The organism is Paraglaciecola arctica (assembly GCF_018861065.1).
GTDB classification, from domain to species: domain Bacteria; phylum Pseudomonadota; class Gammaproteobacteria; order Enterobacterales; family Alteromonadaceae; genus Paraglaciecola; species Paraglaciecola arctica_B.
Window position 1 is genome coordinate 254326 of record NZ_JAHKQO010000036.1, and the last position, 18230, is coordinate 272555.

General features: G+C 40.0%; 18 protein-coding genes. 9 read left to right on the plus strand and 9 right to left on the minus strand.

All coding sequences use genetic code 11. The features are described from left to right. Positions 1-368: 368 nt before the first annotated feature. Positions 369-818 carry a PA2169 family four-helix-bundle protein gene (locus tag KO534_RS14390; protein ID WP_215930360.1) on the minus strand — a complete coding sequence of 150 codons (450 nt, stop codon included), beginning with the start codon at positions 816-818 and terminating at the stop codon, positions 369-371. A 364-nt stretch (positions 819-1182) separates the two neighbouring features. On the opposite strand from KO534_RS14390, the gene KO534_RS14395 reads away from it, so the two are divergent. From KO534_RS14395 to KO534_RS14415, 5 genes are read left to right on the plus strand one after another with little or no spacing between them, the layout of a single operon-like run. Next, positions 1183-2511: a sigma-54-dependent transcriptional regulator gene (locus KO534_RS14395; protein ID WP_215930361.1), complete on the plus strand. Its 1329-nt coding sequence runs from the start codon at positions 1183-1185 to the stop codon at positions 2509-2511. 54 nt (positions 2512-2565) lie between these two features. After that, positions 2566-2781, plus strand: coding sequence for a histidine kinase (locus tag KO534_RS14400; RefSeq protein ID WP_215930362.1), 216 nt, complete (start codon positions 2566-2568; stop codon positions 2779-2781). A 1-nt stretch (position 2782) separates the two neighbouring features. Beyond that, complete coding sequence (locus KO534_RS14405; RefSeq protein WP_215930363.1) at positions 2783-4273, plus strand: sensor histidine kinase; 1491 nt, start codon at positions 2783-2785, stop codon at positions 4271-4273. Between the two features lie 4 nt (positions 4274-4277). Next, the gene (locus KO534_RS14410; RefSeq protein WP_215930364.1) at positions 4278-4733 is read left to right on the plus strand and encodes a response regulator; all 456 of its coding nucleotides are present in this window, start codon (positions 4278-4280) and stop codon (positions 4731-4733) included. A 28-nt stretch (positions 4734-4761) separates the two neighbouring features. Continuing rightward, positions 4762-6732, plus strand: coding sequence for a response regulator (locus KO534_RS14415; protein WP_215930365.1), 1971 nt, complete (start codon positions 4762-4764; stop codon positions 6730-6732). 299 nt (positions 6733-7031) lie between these two features. Here KO534_RS14415 and KO534_RS14420 read toward each other — a convergent pair whose 3' ends face one another. Further along, positions 7032-7598 (minus strand): BON domain-containing protein, encoded by a 567-nt coding sequence (locus tag KO534_RS14420; RefSeq protein WP_215930366.1) that lies wholly within the window; start codon positions 7596-7598, stop codon positions 7032-7034. A gap of 388 nt (positions 7599-7986) precedes the next feature. Here KO534_RS14420 and KO534_RS14425 point away from each other — a divergent pair, with 388 nt between their 5' ends. The 3 genes from KO534_RS14425 to KO534_RS14435 all read left to right on the plus strand — a co-directional run bounded on the left by KO534_RS14425 (position 7987) and on the right by KO534_RS14435 (position 12639). Beyond that, positions 7987-10344: a fatty acid cis/trans isomerase gene (locus KO534_RS14425; protein ID WP_215930367.1), complete on the plus strand. Its 2358-nt coding sequence runs from the start codon at positions 7987-7989 to the stop codon at positions 10342-10344. 414 nt (positions 10345-10758) lie between these two features. Further along, complete coding sequence (gene trpS / locus KO534_RS14430) at positions 10759-11781, plus strand: tryptophan--tRNA ligase (protein WP_215930368.1); 1023 nt, start codon at positions 10759-10761, stop codon at positions 11779-11781. A gap of 72 nt (positions 11782-11853) precedes the next feature. Next, positions 11854-12639, plus strand: a complete 786-nt coding sequence (locus KO534_RS14435; RefSeq protein ID WP_215930369.1) for a DUF2071 domain-containing protein — start codon at positions 11854-11856, stop codon at positions 12637-12639. A gap of 75 nt (positions 12640-12714) precedes the next feature. Here the strand turns inward: KO534_RS14435 and KO534_RS14440 are convergent, their stop codons facing one another. The 5 genes from KO534_RS14440 to KO534_RS14460 form a co-directional block, all read right to left on the minus strand. Then, entirely contained in the window at positions 12715-13080 is a 366-nt protein-coding gene (locus KO534_RS14440; protein WP_215930370.1) for a hypothetical protein, read from the minus strand. Between the two features lie 393 nt (positions 13081-13473). Continuing rightward, positions 13474-13713, minus strand: a complete 240-nt coding sequence (locus KO534_RS14445; protein ID WP_215930371.1) for a hypothetical protein — start codon at positions 13711-13713, stop codon at positions 13474-13476. 15 nt (positions 13714-13728) lie between these two features. Beyond that, positions 13729-14145: a hypothetical protein gene (locus KO534_RS14450; RefSeq protein ID WP_215930372.1), complete on the minus strand. Its 417-nt coding sequence runs from the start codon at positions 14143-14145 to the stop codon at positions 13729-13731. Between the two features lie 10 nt (positions 14146-14155). Continuing rightward, positions 14156-14458: a DUF883 domain-containing protein gene (locus KO534_RS14455; RefSeq protein ID WP_215930373.1), complete on the minus strand. Its 303-nt coding sequence runs from the start codon at positions 14456-14458 to the stop codon at positions 14156-14158. Between the two features lie 215 nt (positions 14459-14673). Beyond that, positions 14674-15681, minus strand: coding sequence for a mechanosensitive ion channel family protein (locus KO534_RS14460; RefSeq protein WP_215930374.1), 1008 nt, complete (start codon positions 15679-15681; stop codon positions 14674-14676). Positions 15682-15851: 170 nt separating this feature from the next. On the opposite strand from KO534_RS14460, the gene KO534_RS14465 reads away from it, so the two are divergent. Beyond that, a complete protein-coding gene (locus tag KO534_RS14465; protein ID WP_215930375.1) occupies positions 15852-16817 on the plus strand; it encodes an endonuclease/exonuclease/phosphatase family protein in 966 nt (321 codons plus the stop codon). A gap of 2 nt (positions 16818-16819) precedes the next feature. Here the strand turns inward: KO534_RS14465 and KO534_RS14470 are convergent, their stop codons facing one another. Then, positions 16820-17953 (minus strand): DUF748 domain-containing protein, encoded by a 1134-nt coding sequence (locus KO534_RS14470; RefSeq protein ID WP_215930376.1) that lies wholly within the window; start codon positions 17951-17953, stop codon positions 16820-16822. A 32-nt stretch (positions 17954-17985) separates the two neighbouring features. Further along, positions 17986-18144 carry a YqaE/Pmp3 family membrane protein gene (locus KO534_RS14475; protein WP_215930377.1) on the minus strand — a complete coding sequence of 53 codons (159 nt, stop codon included), beginning with the start codon at positions 18142-18144 and terminating at the stop codon, positions 17986-17988. Between the last annotated feature and the right edge of the window lie 86 nt (positions 18145-18230).

Sequence of the window (18230 nt, forward strand, 5' to 3'; positions counted from 1 at the left end):
TGAATGAGCGACCTTTAAACCTAACGTCACTCAAATATGATTAATGAATCATATGTAGCAAAGAACAGACCAGCCACAAAAGCCACAAAAATACCTATTTAAAACAAAAGGTTAACGTCATTAGATTGTGTGAAAATGTGGATATGAGAAAATTAGTTTGTAAAATTTACTCTCTACTTAGTAATATTTTACTTAGTAATGTCTTGTGCACTCATAATGATGTTTTCAAAAGTAAGCGGAGTGAATGGCCGTTCCGTGCAAAGGGTAATGCCCAGCATTGGCGAGATAAACTAAAGTCGGGTGACAAAAAACAAAGCCCAGTAGCGCTTAGCACGACTGGGCTTTGTTATATATTTGACTCAATGAGTTTAGTGTTTTGTTTGTTCTTGAAGCGCTTTCATTTCATCATGCAACAATTGTGCATCCGCTCTAATGTAAGTCAGGGTATTCAAGGCTTGAACGGGCTGCTCTTGGTTTAAGGCATCGTCTAATACTTCAAGCACCTTATCTTCGACTTCTTCAAGTTGTTTGACATAGGTGTAATCCTCGTCGCTTGCAAACAACGCTGCAAATTTGGTATACATTTTACGTGAATCGACAGCTAAAGATGTGCCGTCCTCAATCTCACCTTGCTCGTCTATAGCTAGTGGTTGCAAAGCCTGTATCGCAGCTTCTTTGTTTGTTGCCATTTTTCTGAAGGTGTTTTTGACAAATGTATCATTCACTTGTTCTATTGCGTCATTGTAAAACTCAACGCCTGCTTTCATAACTTGAATGACGTCTGTTACTTTCTCTACACTTGTTGTCTGATTTAACATATTAACTCCTGTTTTGATTGTACCACTAGCCATTGCTAGCTTATGATACAATAAGCAACTGACATTCCATTATTAAAATCAAACTAAACCAATGATAAATAAAGATATTTTTTATTTGTTGAATGATATTCGTTTTAGTCGTTATGAACGATTTACAAGAAATCGTGAATATTTTACAAATCGGTCTACAACCTAAGTTGATAAAATGATTAATCTACTTTTTAATGTGTCAGTTTGTTTACCATTACCTTGAATAAGAAATAGTTAGGGCCTAGTCAAATCACTATAATAATGAACTTGCCTAAACTATCTTTCACCCTAAAATCGATCAACTCGATGACCTAACTCTACATGAGGATAACCATTGTTAAACGTATTACTAGTCGATGATGACAACGAATTTACTGATGTAGCAGCTAACATTATTGAATTTTTAGGACACCATGTATCGGTTGCCGCTAATTTAAAAGAAGCGTATGAGTGGCTTGATAGCCAACCTTTTGAGCATATATTGTTGGACTTTATGCTACCCGATGGCAGCGGATTACATTTAGTCGACCACCTCAAAAAAATACAATCAAAGGCACAGGTTACTTTTATTACAGGTCACCCGTCAGTTAAAGGGATTCTTGCCGAGATAAGTGGTCCGCAAATGGACTATTTAGTGAAACCTTTACAGCGTGAAGACATTGAAGGGGTATTATCTAAGCAACCCAAAATCAAACCTCAAGCCAAAACCTCATCGATAAAGCGTCACTTTGGATGTTTAATTGGCGAATCTGCGCCCATGCAAGAATTGTATTTGATGATCGAGCGGGTTGCTAAAACTTCTGCCAATGTCATGCTGATGGGCAGTAGTGGCGTGGGTAAAGAAGTGGTCGCCACCGCTATTCATAAAGCTAGCCAAGTCAAAGGCCAACTAGTAACAACTAACTGCGGCGCGTTGTCCAAGGAGTTGATTGGTAGTGAATTATTTGGCCATGAAAAAGGGGCGTTTACCGGAGCTGTAGCCAAGAAAGAAGGGGTATTTGAACGAGCGGAGGATGGCACTCTATTTTTAGATGAAGTGACCGAAATGCCGATTGATATGCAGCCTAACTTGCTGCGAGTGTTAGAAAGTAAAAAAGTCATAAAAGTAGGTGGAACTAAAGAAATACCGGTTAATTGTAGAGTGGTATCAGCCAGCAACCGCACTATGGAGTCAATCGCCACAGACAAAGTGTTGCGTGAGGACATTTATTTTAGATTAGCAGTATTTCCGATTCACATACCTTCGTTACGAGAGCGTAAGGAAGATATCCCCCTTTTGGCAAAAGCATTTTTAGAAGAACTCAACACAGAAAATGGCTGTGAATATGTGTGGACCGATGCTCAACTAGAGCGGTTAAGTAATTTTGACTGGCCGGGCAATGTACGAGAACTCAGACATAGTGTACATCGTGCATTCATTATGAGCGATCCAAAGGGTAAAGAAATTCAGTTACCGCATACATTTGAGTCACCTTTTTCACTGACAAAAAAACAAAACAATAACGTCACGGCTGGTCAAACAATAGAAAATGTAGAAAAAGAATTGATCCGTATCACCTTAGAAAAAGTAGAGGGTAATAAGACTGCTGCCGCAGAAATGTTAGGCATTAGTACTAAAACACTCTACAACCGCTTACATGCCTATGGTGACTTTGCGGAATAGACATGCCGTAACATTTGCGAATTTAATTGTCTCTCAATCTGTATGGAGGAAACTATGTCATCTGATGAAGACCAGTCAGTTAACCAATTAGTGCATGATGCAAGGTCACCACTGAATCGTATTTCTATGAATGCAGAACTCATTAAACTCATTTTGGAAAACGATATGCCAAAAGAAAAAGGGATACAGGCTATCGATAAAATCATCAACGCCTGTCAAGAATGTAGCGATACGCTGCAAGTGCTAAGCGCACAACACGGTAACCAATAAGATGGTTGAGCAGTTAAGAAAAAAAAGACTACTCGATAACTCTTTGCCTACTTGGTTACTGATTGCGCTCATAGTGCTGTGTTTAATTGCTGGAAATGCTTATTTGGCTATCAGAACAATCAGCGCTTTATCCACAACACAACATCAGCTATTTCAGACCTCTGAGTCAGTTATGGCCCTTAACAATTTGCATATATCAGTACTCTCAGCAGAAACCGGGCAGCGTGGCTATTTGTTAACGGAAATTGATGACTACTTAAAACCATACAGAAGAGCGCTCGAAGAGGTATCCGCGCAGATGGATATTGTCAAAAAACAGACCTTTCAACATAAGCAGGCCCAATCAAAAATAAATGATTTGTTGGAGATCAGCGCCAAAAAAATAAGTGAGTTGGAAACAACGGTTGGACTGGCACTAGTTAACAACGAAAAACGCGCAATTGGCTTAATCATGACGGGCCGTGGCAGAAATTGGTACACAGAAATTTTGTCACTTATCAACGAATTACAACAGGCTGAAATTGCCTTCAGAGATAGCCAATATGACAAGCTTCTTAAGATTCAAAAAGAAGCCAAAATTACCTTTATCATTTCAGGTAGCATTAGTGCTTTGCTGCTACTTGGCATGTTAGTGCTTGCAAGGATCAATATTGGTAATGAAGGCAAACTTCGCAAATCTTTAGAACAACAAAACGATAAACTAGCCGAACAAGTTAAAATTAGAACCAAAGAATTAACCGTGTATTCAGAAGAATTGACGCGTAGCAACCGCGAACTGGAAGATTTTGCTTTTGTCGCTTCACACGACCTACAAGAACCACTCCGAAAAATCCGTGCATTCGGTGACAGGCTGATGACAACCTACGGTGAAGAACTCGAAGGCAAAGGTATCGACTACATTACTCGAATGAAAATGGCCGCTGAGCGCATGTCGAATTTAATTAACGATTTGTTAGAGTTCTCACGTATTACTACTCGAGGCAAAGAATTCAGCGACGTAGACATGGGAGCACTTATTGATGATATTTTGAGTGATTTGGAAATAGCGATCGAAGAAAGCGACAGCCAAATAACCGTTGACACATTACCTGTTGTTAAAGGTGACAAAGGGCAAATGTATCAGCTGTTTTTAAATTTGTTATCCAATGCGATCAAGTTTCGTAAAGTTGATGTTTCTCCGCAAATATCCATTAGTTACACTCAAAGTGAATCCTACGATGAACTAACCGAACGCTCTGTACAATGGTATGTGATTACAGTGAGCGATAATGGCATTGGTTTTGAGCAAGAGTTCGCTGACAAGATATTTGTACCATTTCAACGCTTGCATGGTAGAACTGAATATAAGGGAACAGGTATAGGATTAGCCGTTTGTAGACGGATAGTTGAACGGCATGGCGGCACAATATCAGCCAAAAGTGAATTAACTAAAGGTTCTGTATTTACAATCAATCTCCCTGTTGCGGCCACACTATTTAAAAATAACGGATAAATACATGAACACATTAATTAAAAAACCTATCACCATATTAATGGCGGATGACGACGAAGATGACAGGTTGCTTACCAAAGAAGCCTTAGAGGAAAGCAAAGTACTCAATAATCTACTTTGTGTAGAAGATGGAGTGGAACTCATCAGCTATCTGAAACGCCAAGGTAAATATGCTGATGTTGAAGCTTACCCTTGGCCGGGCATAATTCTACTCGACCTTAATATGCCGCGAAAAGACGGCAGAGAAGCGCTAAAAGAATTAAAGTCAGATCCAGAACTAAAAGCCATCCCAGTGGTTATCCTCACCACCTCTCAACAAGAAGAAGACATGGCCAAAGGTTATGGATTAGGTGCGGCATCTTTTATCACTAAACCAGTTAATTTCGAAGGCTTAGTTGAATTAATGAAAGCCTTGGGGAAATACTGGATCGAATTTGTAGAATTGCCTAACCACGATTAATGATAACTAAGTCTATTCTGAGATCACTATGTTAGAAAAAAAAGCACGGATTCTAATTGTTGAAGATGATGAAGATGACTATGTCATTGCTAAAGATTATCTAGAAGAACTCGACGAATATAAATTTACAATTGACTGGGTGGCGACCCCAAATGAGGCACTTAAAAAACTCGAGCTAAATCAACATGATATCTGCTTATTAGATTATCAATTGGGTGCCCACAATGGCTTAACGGTTTTGCAAAAAGCGACAGAAATGCAATGCCGCGTACCCATCATCATGTTGACAGGCCAATCAGACAAAGTTCTAGACAAAGCCGCTTTAGATGCGGGTGCCGTAGACTTTATTGTTAAAAGTGAATTAGACGGGCCAAGATTTGCTCGAGCAATTCGTTACGCCATCGCCCGTCAAGAAGTACAAAAAGAGCGTCTAGAAAGAATTAATGTCGAAACCCAAATTCGCTCTAAAGATAGATTTTTAGCGCACCTTAGCCATGAATTGCGCACCCCTTTAACCTCGATTCTCGGTTATACAGAATTACTCCTAGACAGCGACAAAGCGCAACCTGTTTGTCACGAACTCAATATCATTCTCAACAACGGTAAACATCTATTGAGCTTACTCAATGATGTTTTAGACTTGTCGAAAATAGCCGCTAAAAAACTTGAGTTAACCCCCACGACTTTTAACTTAAATAGTTTCATGGCTGATATATATACGCTGATGCAAGTGGCAGCAAATGACAAAGGCATCGAACTAACCTTAGTGTCAACTACCGCGCTTCCTGAAGAAATTCACTGTGACCCCACCCGCCTGAGACAAGTGTTAATCAATCTAATCCACAACGGTATAAAGTTTACCGACAGTGGCAAAGTGAGCGTGTCTGTTAGTGCCAAATTAGAGAATAACCAATACACCTTATTTTTTGAAGTAGTCGATACCGGTAAAGGCATTCCAACAGAGGCCATTGACAAAATTTTCCAACCATTCGAACAAGTAGAAGACACCATATCCCGAAAGGAAACTGGCACAGGATTAGGTCTGGCCATTTCTTCAGAACTTGCTAACAAACTAGGGGGAGGAATAGCAGTAAAATCCACCGAAGGAAAAGGTAGCTGTTTTACTTTAAGTATTTCATGCCCCAATCTAGCTGGTACTAAATTGTGTTATTTGTCGTTACATAGAAAAGTGACTGGAGAAAAAATTGCCGCGATTACCCCCCTTTCAGGTCGGGTCTTAGTGGTAGACGATGTAGCTGATATCAGGATGCTTATTGGTCACACAGTAAAAACATTTGGCCTTAATGTAGACTTTGCTGAAAACGGCAAACAGGCGGTAGAAAAAACCCTATCCAGCATTGAAAAAGGTCATCCGTATGTTGCGATCTTAATGGACATTCATATGCCCGAAATGGATGGAAAAGAAGCGGTAGTTGAAATCAGAAAACGCGGTGTCAAACAACCTATATTAGCGCTAACCGCTGCCAATATGAAAGGCGTTAAGGAAAACTTACAAACCTTAGGGTTCGACAATTTAGTGTCAAAACCCATTGATAAAATGCTGTTATATAAACATCTATCCTTGGTTATTAACGCTAAGACTACAACAAAATGCGCCCCCCAAGAACAAGTCAATCTTCAGCAGATAGAAAAACAACCACAATATTTTATGCTAGTTGAAGATGACATTGATGCTGCCCAAATTACCCAAATACTACTCGAATCACTGGGGGTGAAAGTCGAAGTGGTGCATACAGCTCAAGCTTGTAGAGAGAAACTAACTAGCCGTAAAAACTGGGATAAAATTTTAGTCGACGTACATCTACCAGACGAAAACGGATTAGAATTGGCAAAGTACCTGTCTACTCAAAACCGGTCCAAAGAAATAGTCATAGTCAGTGGTGCTGAAATAGAAAATGCTGCGATTACTAGTCATGGCGCTAGTCGCGCCATTTTGAAACCGCTTAATAAAGAGAAACTACTAGAATTAACACTTTAAGTCTTAGTATTACTGTGGCGCAATTATTATGACCTTTGTTTATCTAATGGTGACTTAAATTAGGGTTTGATTACACCAGTGACGTTACCAGAATGATGCACTGAGCCTATTTCTGCTGCCTTATCATAGCGGGCAAACCAATTATAATGGCTGACAGATTTACAAACGGATGTGTTAACCACACTGGGAGTCGAAGAACGAAAAAGTTTGGTGGGATTGAGATTGAAAAATTTAATAACCACTACTCCTGAAACTGAAGAACCGCGCCAAAAGGCGCGGTAGATTCTAAATGATATAGCTTAGTTACGTGCTACAAGTTCTTTAAGTTCAAGTTTATCGATGACATTTGTCACATCATCTGTGTTTTTGGCAATGGCAACCGCTAGATCTCGTTCTGAGTCAGTATCAACACTACCTGTAAGTGTTACCTCGCCAGCGTTAACCTCTACTTCGATGTCTAGGCCACTCACTTGTGATTCAAACAACAATCTAGTTTTAACCACAGTTTCAACTTTAGAATCTTTGAGCGTTTGCATCATCTCATCATCTTGTTTTACGTCTTCCTGTGAAACTATAGATAGTTTATTGTCAACGTCAGTTACACCTTCAAGAGAAGCCACTAGCTCTTCGGCCAAAGCCTTATCTACTGAGTTGTCGACTTTACCTGTTAACACTACCGTACCGTTTTTAACATCAGTATTAATGTCAAACGAATTTAGGTTGCCGTTAAAAAGTAATGTTGATTCGGCTTTTCCATCTATCCATGCGTCTTTAGCACCATCTTTCCATGTGTTTGCTGCATTTACGTTTAAAGAAGCGGTACTAATAGCAGTTGCGATAAGAATTGAAATAGTTGTACGTTTCATAATTTTTCTCCTGTTAAAAGTTCACATTAACTAATGCCAGTTCGATGCCAAACTGTAAGCAACTGATATAATTGAATATTTTTTAATTTGTGGAATTGGGTACCAGAAAGAAGCTTGTAACTGTTGCTTAGTACTATGTAAATATTTCACAACACCAAAAGTGACAATAATTGGAAACTGTGTGTATCAGACTCGTTAACAACCCAGTTATGCCCCTACAAACTTGGATAAAGGCTATCCCTTGTTAGCTATTTTGATATAGGTAATTGACACACTGGCGTGAAAACACGGTAAAGTAAGTTTTCTAGGCAGCGTTGCGCAGCACCAGCCGACTCAATTATTTATGGGTTATTTTAAACAGATTATCTTTTAGGTTTATCGACAAATTATGAATTCACGATTGCTCGCAGTTATTTTAGCCTTAGTCTCTGTTGCCGCCATTATTATTGCTACACAAAGCTTTATGACTGAAAGTGACACGGTAATCGTGGTCCCTCAAAACAACTTACATACAAATTACACCGATGATGTTCGACCAATCCTTGAGAAAAGATGTGTGGTTTGTCATGCCTGTTACGACGCCCCGTGTCAGTTAAAACTTGGCTCTATTGAAGGTCTAACAAGAGGCGCCAATAAGGAACGTGTTTACGATGGAGAGCGCCTACTTGAAGCCAACCTCTCCAGGCTTTTTGAAGACGGTCATTCTGTAGATCAGTGGCGTGAAAAAGACTTTTTCCCAGTCGTCTCTGATCAAGCGGGAACCAAAAAACAGAATATTGAAAACAGTCTACTAGCAAAAATGTTATTGCTAAAGGAAGCTAACCCACTGCCAACTCAAAAGTTACTGTCTAAAGAATTTGATCTGGACTTAAACCGCGACTATCAATGCCCAACCGACCAAGAGTTTGCGGATTATGCACAGGACTATCCTCTTTGGGGCATGCCCTACGGATTACCCGCGATTGATAACGTAGCACATCAACGCCTTATTGATTGGGTAGCCCATGGCGCAACACAACCACAGCCTCAGCCAATTAGTTCAGAGACCCAAAACCTTATTGATAGCTGGGAGTCATTCTTAAACCAAAACAGTAAAAAAGCTCAATTAATGAGTCGTTATTTGTTTGAACACTTATTTTTGGTAAACCTTCAGTTTAGTGATTCCGAAAATAAACAGTTTTTCAAACTGGTTAGATCCAACAGCCAACCCGGTCAACCAATAAAGGGGATTTTTACCCGACGCCCATTCGACGACCCTAAAGTTCCTCGCGTTTATTATCGAATGCAACCCGTGTTGGAAACCATAGTTCATAAGTCTCATATGCCAATTACACTAAACACCGCAAGGATGGAGCGTTGGTCAAAATGGTTCTTAGAAGCAGATTATACCGTTGACACACTTCCCTCTTATCAGCCTGAAGAAGCATCGAATCCCTTTATTAGTTTTGCGCAGATACCGGTCAAAACTCGATACAAATACATGTTAGACGAAGCCCAAAATACCATAATGCAATTTATCAAAGGGCCAGTTTGCCGAGGTCAGTTGGCGCTAAATGTAATTAATGACCATTTCTGGGTATTCTTTGCGTCTCCCGATTTGGATGTGGTTGAGAATAATGATGAGTTTATGCAACAGGCTAGACAACAAATATCTTTACCAGCAGAAGCCCAAAGTAATGCATTGCCTACGTCTTGGTTAACTTATGCAGCAAAGGAAAAACAATACTTAAAAGCCAAATCCGAATTTATTGAACAACACTTGAAAGACAAAGTTGAGGTAACCCTTGACCTTTTGTGGGATGGAAGTGGAAGTAACGGTGGAGATAATAGTGGAAAAAATGACAACGCAACTTTAACTATCTTTCGCCATAACGATGCAGCAACCGTTGTAAAAGGTCTGGTTGGTAAGCAACCTCAAACGGCTTGGGTACTAACCTATCCACTATTCGAAAGGATTCACTACCTGTTGGTCGCTGGATTTGATGTATACGGTAATGTTGGGCATCAGTTAAACAGCAGGATGTATATGGATTTTCTGCGTATGGAAGGTGAGTTCAATTTTCTGAGCTTTTTGCCTAAAAAGAACAGACAAGAAGTAAGAGAAAAATGGTATCGCGGCTCGGTCAGTGAAGTAGAAAAGTATGTATATGATGCGAATCAGACGTCAGTTGAAACCGATCTTAATTACAAAACCGAACAGCCATTAATCGAGTTGTACCAAAAATTACAAAGTCATTTTACCGACGTTAGCAATCAACAACACCATCTAGAACGTGGTTCAAAACACAAATCCGTCTTAGAACCACTGCAACAAATTAACAAGGTACAAGGAATAAGTGCTGCACTGATCCCACAATCATCAATTGTGCGAGTGGTAGACGTCGAGAATCAAAACACTCATTTTTATACTTTGTTACGCCATAACGCCTATAACAATATTTCCCATTTATTTGGCGAAGATGACAGACGATTGCCTGAAGAAGACACCATGACCATTGCTCCAGGATTAATGACTTCACATCCCAATGCTTTTTTTACAGTGACAACAACGGAACTCGCAGATTTTGCTAATGGCATTGAAGGGTTAAGTTCCGAGCAAGATTACCAGGCACTCAGAAAAAAATATGCGGTATATAGAACTTCAGCAGATTTTTGGGAGTTTGCTGATGCTATGCATCAGTATTTTAAACAGCTCAATCCTTTAGAATTTGGTGTTCTAGACTTTAATCGATTAGAAAATCGATAACTAACTTTTGAATTGAGTTTTGCTGTTTCCAACTCTTAGTTGCCCCCTTATTAGCAGTACCCCACATCTACAGTTTGAGATGATAAGTTTCGGTTTATTCTGCCTGTCAGCTAGTCTAAAGCGGACTTAGGCATAACTCGATTTTGCCCACTTATGATTTAAAGCCTATTGATTATCTTGTCTAACAACTGTGTTTTTATATTACTAATCCACTGTCCGGAGTTGCATTTCGAAAGGATTATCGTTAAATTGCCCGCATGAAATACATTTCAACACCTACCTCATTCTTTTTCTGGTGGCGCTCTATTTAGAGCGGCACAGAATTCTTACATTCTTAAGCTGCTGGAAGGTAGCTAAGACTGTCATTTGTTTTATATCTCCAGTAGCGAACTATTTTAGCTAGGAGATACCCCCATGAACACAAAACAAAATACTGATAAACCAGAAATTATTTTAACCGGAGATAGAGCGACAGGCCCGTTACATCTCGGTCATTATGTTGGTTCGTTAAAGCAACGCGTTGTTTTACAGGAAATTCATGAGCAAACGATTCTTGTTGCTGATATGCAAGGTCTGACTGACAATGCTCACAATCCGCAAAAAGTATCATCCAACATTCTAAATGTCGTAGCAGATTACCTAGCTGTTGGTATCGAACCTTCTAAAACAATTATTTGCCTTCAATCACAACTGCCGGCCCTTGCTGAGTTGACTATGTATTACAGCAACCTCGTCACCATCAGTCGCTTAGAGCGAAACCCGACAGTGAAAAGTGAAATCCAAAACAAAGGATTTGAACGCTCCATCCCAGCTGGCTTTCTAACCTACCCTATATCGCAAGCAGCTGATATAACAGGGTTTAATGCATCTTTAGTGCCTGTTGGAGATGACCAGTTACCCATGCTTGAACAAACTAATGAAATAGTGAGAAGGGTTAACTCACTAGCAGGACGTATTGTTTTAAGTGAGTGTCGGCCTTTACTCAGTAATGCACCGCGGCTTCCTAGTACAGATGGAAAAAGTAAAATGTCTAAGTCTATGGGCAACGCCATTAACCTTGGAGCGACTGAAAAAGAAATCTCCACAGCGGTAAAATCTATGTATACCGACCCTAACCACTTGCGGGTTGAAGATCCCGGTAAAGTCGATGGAAATGTTGTTTTTACCTATCTCGATGCCTTCCACCCTGATGAGGACTATATCTGCCAGTTAAAAGATCACTATCGACGTGGAGGTCTTGGTGACGGCACAACAAAAAAAGTACTAGAAGGGTGTTTGCAGGACATGCTTCGACCAATAAGAGAAAGAAGAGACGAGTTTTTAAATGATAAGGCACAACTAGTGGATATTTTAGTCAAGGGAAGTCAAATCTCTAGAGAAAAAACAGAAAAAGTACTGTTTGATGTTAAAGATATCTTTGGATTGAATATTTTCTAAGTAACTTGTTTTAACAGCCAGTTTCTATACGCTCGCTAGTTAACAGAGCGTTATTTCAAAGAAGGTATTGCGTTGGAATCACTAGAGTTAAACAATTTCCTGCATCCTAGGCCATCACCTAAAGGAATTGATGTGCTATGCAAGTTGCAGCACTTTGCCATAATCACTTACGCAGTAGATCCTGCTAGATTCGTTGGGCTTTTCCCTAACCGATTTAAATTAGATACCGTTGAAATAGAAGGAGAACAAAAAGCTCTCATTTCAGTGGTGCCTTTTATCGATGTAGATTTTACTTCTGCTGTTTATCCATTTCCAAAGTTCACTATGGGCCAAACCAACTATCGAATTTACATTATCGATAATCAAACAAACGAACGTTGTGTTTGGTTTCTCGGTACCACTTTGGATTCATGGACACTCGCTGTACCTAGGTTTTTATGGAATTTGCCTTGGTATAGTGGCGAAGTTAAATTCGATTGCGATTTTGATGAATCACAACAAATATACTTGAAATACAAGATGACCACTGATGCAACTTGGGCTCCTGCCAGTGTTGAATTAACCCAAACTAACCATGCCAAAATTGAGTTGTCTGGCTTTCCTGATACCGAAACTGGACTTGTATATTTAACTCATCCACTAGCAGGTTTCTATCATCGCCGCGATGGCAAATTAGGTACCTATCGCGTGTGGCATAAACCACTAGACGTTTCTTCTGCAAATCTCAAATCGGCGCGCTTTGGGTTATTGTCACGCTTGGGGTTAGTCACCCAAGAAGAGCAACAAGTTGCACATAGTGTACTTGTTGAACCTATTAATGAATTTACTATTTATTTACCACCAAAAATATTGGAATAGAAATATAACCAAGCAACTTAGGCATATCTTGATTGGCCAAGTTATTCGATGCCTTAGTTGCTTTGGCAATAAACACTATTCCACTGAGAAACTGGCTCGCTGGGCTTTAGCAAGCTCAGGTCTATAAAATCCTGGCATATTAACTGAACGTTGATGTAGCTCTACTAGCAGTCTTCCCCTATGAGCATAATCAATTGCTTTGGTTCGCCAGTTTGCTTTGAAATATTCAACAGCACTCGAATAGTAAAATTCAGCTCGCTCTAACCGCAGCACACTGTTTCTATCTGTTTTTCTACGGTCGACTTTAGCCAATGCTACTTTTAGCTGATGAATGCTGGCTGGCATCGGCTCTACTTGTTTAGATTCAACAGTTTGTGACACAGCCATTGCAGAACTGACAATGGTTAATATGATAGCGGCAACAAGAGTTAAAAATTTCACGGTAAAGCTCCTAGGTACGAAAATTATAATGACTTGTCGTAGCTATTGCAGAAAGGATACCAATCTAGGAAGAAAGTCGTATCACCACTGATAAAATTCTGGATAGACCGAATTCACTGGGCTAAGCCAAATTGCGAAATAGTGATACAGCTAGTTAAGGAGAATATTTTTGTGAAGAAGAACGTTCACAGGGAACTATTTACAGTAATTTTTTCAGAGGCCTTGAGTAAATCCTACACAAGCTCGCGTTAAAAAACTCACACCAAGAAAAAAGCTCAACTCTGGAAAAGATACTCCTAGAAAAGGAGCTCCAGAGCTGAGCCAAAACTAAGTGAATCTTAACTCGGGTTAATTCGGGTAAAGTCACTTATTACTGCGCTAAAAACTATTACGCTAGAAAAGCTTGAGAAACATTGACAGAAATATCGATGCAGGCGGTTTAGGTACCTCGGCAGTGGCCCCTTTAATTGATCCCGCTACAAACATACTAGTGATCCCTACAGGGGATGAGATAAACGACTCACTTTTAGATCTGGCTATTGCAAGTTGTCGTCTTGAATACTTATTCGCTAGTTCAGCATTGGTCTTAGCTTGCTGCAATTTCGCTTTATGTTTTTTCAACGGATCAAACATATTATCTTCTCCAAGTTACTCGCTTTTAGAGTCAAACAGCAGGTCAGCAGATGCACTCATATTGACCGATTTGAGGGCGTTACGCAGAATTCGCTGGGTGACGTGCCACGCCACTAGATTAATTACCAGCACTAACAGTAAACTCCAAAACCAATGGAAACCGAATGCCATCAAACCATAGGACATACCCGCCAATAAACTAACCCAAATCACAACCGCTAAAGCAACTAACACTAGGATACAGGTCAAAGTGACAACAACCGCCTTGATAGACAGCCTAATGTCCGCCGCAACAACTGATGCGTTAGTTCTCATCCGAGCCTTGACTCCTTGAAATACTTTATCCCAAGCAGATATGACATCAGAAATGCTAGCGTCAGCATTGGATGCTGACGCTTGCTCGTTGGCTATGTTTTGCTCTGTTGTGGTCATGATAGGTAAACTATTTTCTTCTAAGTAAGGTGGTCAGTAACATACCTGCAGCAAACGCTATACCTGCAGTGGCAACCGGGTTTTCTTTGGTGTATTTACCCACAGCAGATTGATCCCAATATTGTTTCACCTGTTGCTGTTTTTCACCCATGGTTTCAGCCGATGCTGATGCAGTGTGACGTAGTTTTTCTTCTGCAGTCGCAGCGTGCTCAGATAATGTATCGACTGATTGATGCAGCGTTTCAGTGACTTTATCTGCAATAGGGGTACCTGAGTTGGTTACTGCGGCTTTTGTCTTTGTTGACGTGCTCATAATTCGCTCCTGTTAAATTAAGTGAATCTAGTGCGATGTATTGCGCATTAGTACTTCAGTAGGAGCAACCTCTATGCCAGACCACAACAAGAAATTAACTTCAATAAAATCAGATACTTAAAAACAAAACCGAAACCACGAAATTGAGTATTGTTTAAAACAATGTAAATAATTCCTAGTCACCTGCAAGAATTACCTCATCTCAATAAAACTCACTATAAAATATTGTCGCCTTCTTCGGGATCTCTGGCTTGAGCAGCCTGTTCCCTTATTTCATCATGATCGCTGCTTGTATCGTCATTGGCTGACTCGTTCGGCACATTGTTAACTTTTTCTTCTGAATTTACTTGGCCTGATTTGATATTAGAAACTGAAGGAGTCGCCAATGTTTCAGGGTTCAAGATAATCCGCTCACGAGCATCATCAGGCATGGCAATATTTTCGGCCAAAAACCTTTCAACCACTCGTTTCATTAAAACCGACGATACCTTTAACGGACTATTCACTTCGCTATTAACCCAAAAGTATAAGCGCAAGTTACAGGTCGATGCGCCCAAAGAGTCTACCAGTGCTTGAGGCGCTGGATCGTCTAATATTGCTGGATGAGAAAGCATGATATCCATGGCCAAAGATTGAGCATGGTCAAAGTTAGAATCGTACCCTACCCCAATATCAACTGTGCTACGCATATAGGGGTTGGCTGTCAGATTACGAATGGCATTTTTATATATTGTGGCGTTAGGAAGTTGCACATGATCACCATTAAAATCAACCAAAGTGGTGGCTCTCGAAGTCATTTTTTTCACAACACCTAAATAGCCTTCGACCTCTATAATATCGCCTAAGTTAAAAGGACGTTGCACACTTAACAGTAAACTAGATAAGAAGTTTTCAGCTATATCTTTAAAGGCAAACCCTATAATTAAACCAAGCACACCGGTGCCGCTTAGTAGTGCAACAGCAAATTGAGTGAGTCCAACTAAGCGTAATAAAATGTAAAGCCCTACAAGCACAACCAACATACTCATAATTCTGCGTACTACCATCTGTATCAGTTTACTGGTGGTCGCTTTTGCTAACGGTTTGGTTAATAAATTAGCAATTGGTCTTGATAGCCAGAAAAATATGGCGAATATTAAGACCCCTAAAAAAATAGAAGGTAACTTTTCTACAACGAGTTGGGTAAACTGACTCAAATCATCGAGTACCAATTGGGTTTGCATAATGTTGACCTTTTAATTGTATTGGCGGTGTGTTTTATTTGATTACTTACTTAAGCCTTATGTTTACAGTAAAAGCAAATTTAATGCCGTAAGTGGCTCTAAATGACTGTCCGCTTCTCAATGGTAAGTAGACACATTGTTCGCTATTAAACTCACAAAGGGTAAAAATATTGGAAGCTTTGATAATAATTCTCACCATAACCATGCTAGGCGTAACATTGGTACCTTTGCTACCATCAAACCACTGGCTTTGCCGGGTATGGGAGTTTCCTAGAGTACAAATAGCCGTCATTGCAATTTGTCTATTGTTAGCAAGTTTCTACCTTACGTCATCCATTACGCAAATAGTCTTGGTGATAACAAATGGCTTAATCACTATTTATCAACTCGCTTGGATATTCCCTTACACTCGCCTTTACCCTATACAGGTGCCTAAAGCACAGAAATCGAGTCAAACCCATTCGATTAAAATATTAACCAGTAACGTATTGATGCCAAATCATAGTGCTGAGAAATTAATCACTTTGGTTTCGCTGCATCAACCTGATGTTATTGTTACCCTTGAAACAGATAATTGGTGGCAAGAAGCCATGCAACCAATCCACCCTGATTACCCCCACAGAGTTAATCAGCCTTTGGACAACTTGTATGGCATGCACCTTTACAGTAAATATGCATTAGAAGACGTGGAGGTAAGAAATCTAATTGAAGATGACGTGCCATCGATTCATTGTTATTTATTGTTGGGAAATGAACTTAAGATAAAGTGCCACTTTCTGCACCCAGCCCCACCGAGCCCAACTGAAAATAAACGCTCAACGCCCAGAGATAGAGAGTTACTATTAATAGCTCGTGAGGTAGCGGATAAAACTGAACCCACTATTGTCACTGGAGATTTAAACGATGTTGCTTGGTCCCCCACGACCCGAGCTTTCAGACGCATCAGTGGTTTAAAGGACCCCAGGATTGGCCGTGGCATGTTTAATACTTTCCATGCAGACTATCCTTTTTTACGTTGGCCACTAGACCATATTTTCCATAGTGAGCATTTTGCCTTGGAAACAATTCAGAGGATGCCTTCTATTAATTCTGATCATTTTCCGTTATTGAGTGAACTCGTCTACCAGGAAAACTAACGTTATGAGTCAACTTCATCCTTGGCATCAGAAATATTTTTATGTGCGCTATCAGGCTCATCCAGGCCACTAACAGAATTCTCTACTTTTAGGCTATATGCCTCTATGAATGCGTTTCTGAGTATTCCTGAAAGCGCATCAAAAGTAGATACGTTAGGATCATCCAGTGCCCCTTCAATCGGTACACGTGTTGCGACTAAGTCTTTATCATTATTTGCAAACAATGTAGCTAATGCCCCGCCAATCATCTCAACGATTAATAGAGCAGGATTATCACCATCTTCTACCACATCTTCGTGCCACGAAAAAACATCGAGTTCATAGATACCTGCTTGCAGGTAGCCGGTCACTTGGCCCTCCACAGCCTTCAGTTCACTGGCCAAATCAAGCTGTCCGGCTTCAAAATCAAAAGGGGCATAGAATTTAATTAAAGAATCAATGTAAGAAACCGGCAGTTTTTCCATCTCAAGATTAATATCAAAAGTAGGTTTGGCGGTGTTAGGGTCGAAACTAGCGTTTACCAAAATCTTGGCGTGATCCTGAATATCACCCGTTAATTTAGCACTAGCAATAGTCGTAGCACTTTTAGAATTAGAAATATCAGTAGCGGCAAGTTGAATATTCTGCACAGTAAATTTTGAACGTTTCAACTGTGATTGGGCATCCATGCTAAACGTACCATTTTCTACAGTCAGTTTGTCTATGGCAAATGGACTCAAATTTCGCGCTAATCCCAACCAAGTTTTTTCATTGGTTACCGCTTCAGACTCAAATACTTTGTCTTGCGGTCTGTCATATAAGCTAACTAGGGGCCTAATAATGTTTACTTCTGCTACCCATTCGCCCTTTAATAAAGCACTCCATAAAATGGATATATCTATTCTTTCAACAACAAATAAAGGAAGATCTTGGCTATCCCCAGTTTGTCGAATATTAGTTTGAAAAATACTGTATGAACCTGCAATCACATGCAAATCCACATCCGCTACTGAACCGCTTATGCCATCAGTTTGTTGGATTGTGCGGTTTGCATACCAAGTGATGATACTTGGTGCAGCCACCCGCAACAGGGTCACCGTAAGCAATCCACAAACCGCGATAACGGTCGATACCTTAAAAGACTTCAGCCAACTCATGTGTATCTACCTTTGTTTATGACAATTAATTGCTACTTTTTGGTTATTACCCAAATAGCGTGAATGATACCCGGCAGATAACCTAATAGAGTAAGTAGGATGTTTAGCAACAGAGTCATAGATAAACCAACCCGCAAAAATACGCCAACAGGTGGTACCAAAATAGCAATGATAATACGTAGCAGATCCATGGTTTTCTCCTTGGGAATAATGTTTATGAATGTAAGTAGTAACAACGAAAACAGATTGAGTGTTTCGTCCTACCTACACTGGTACA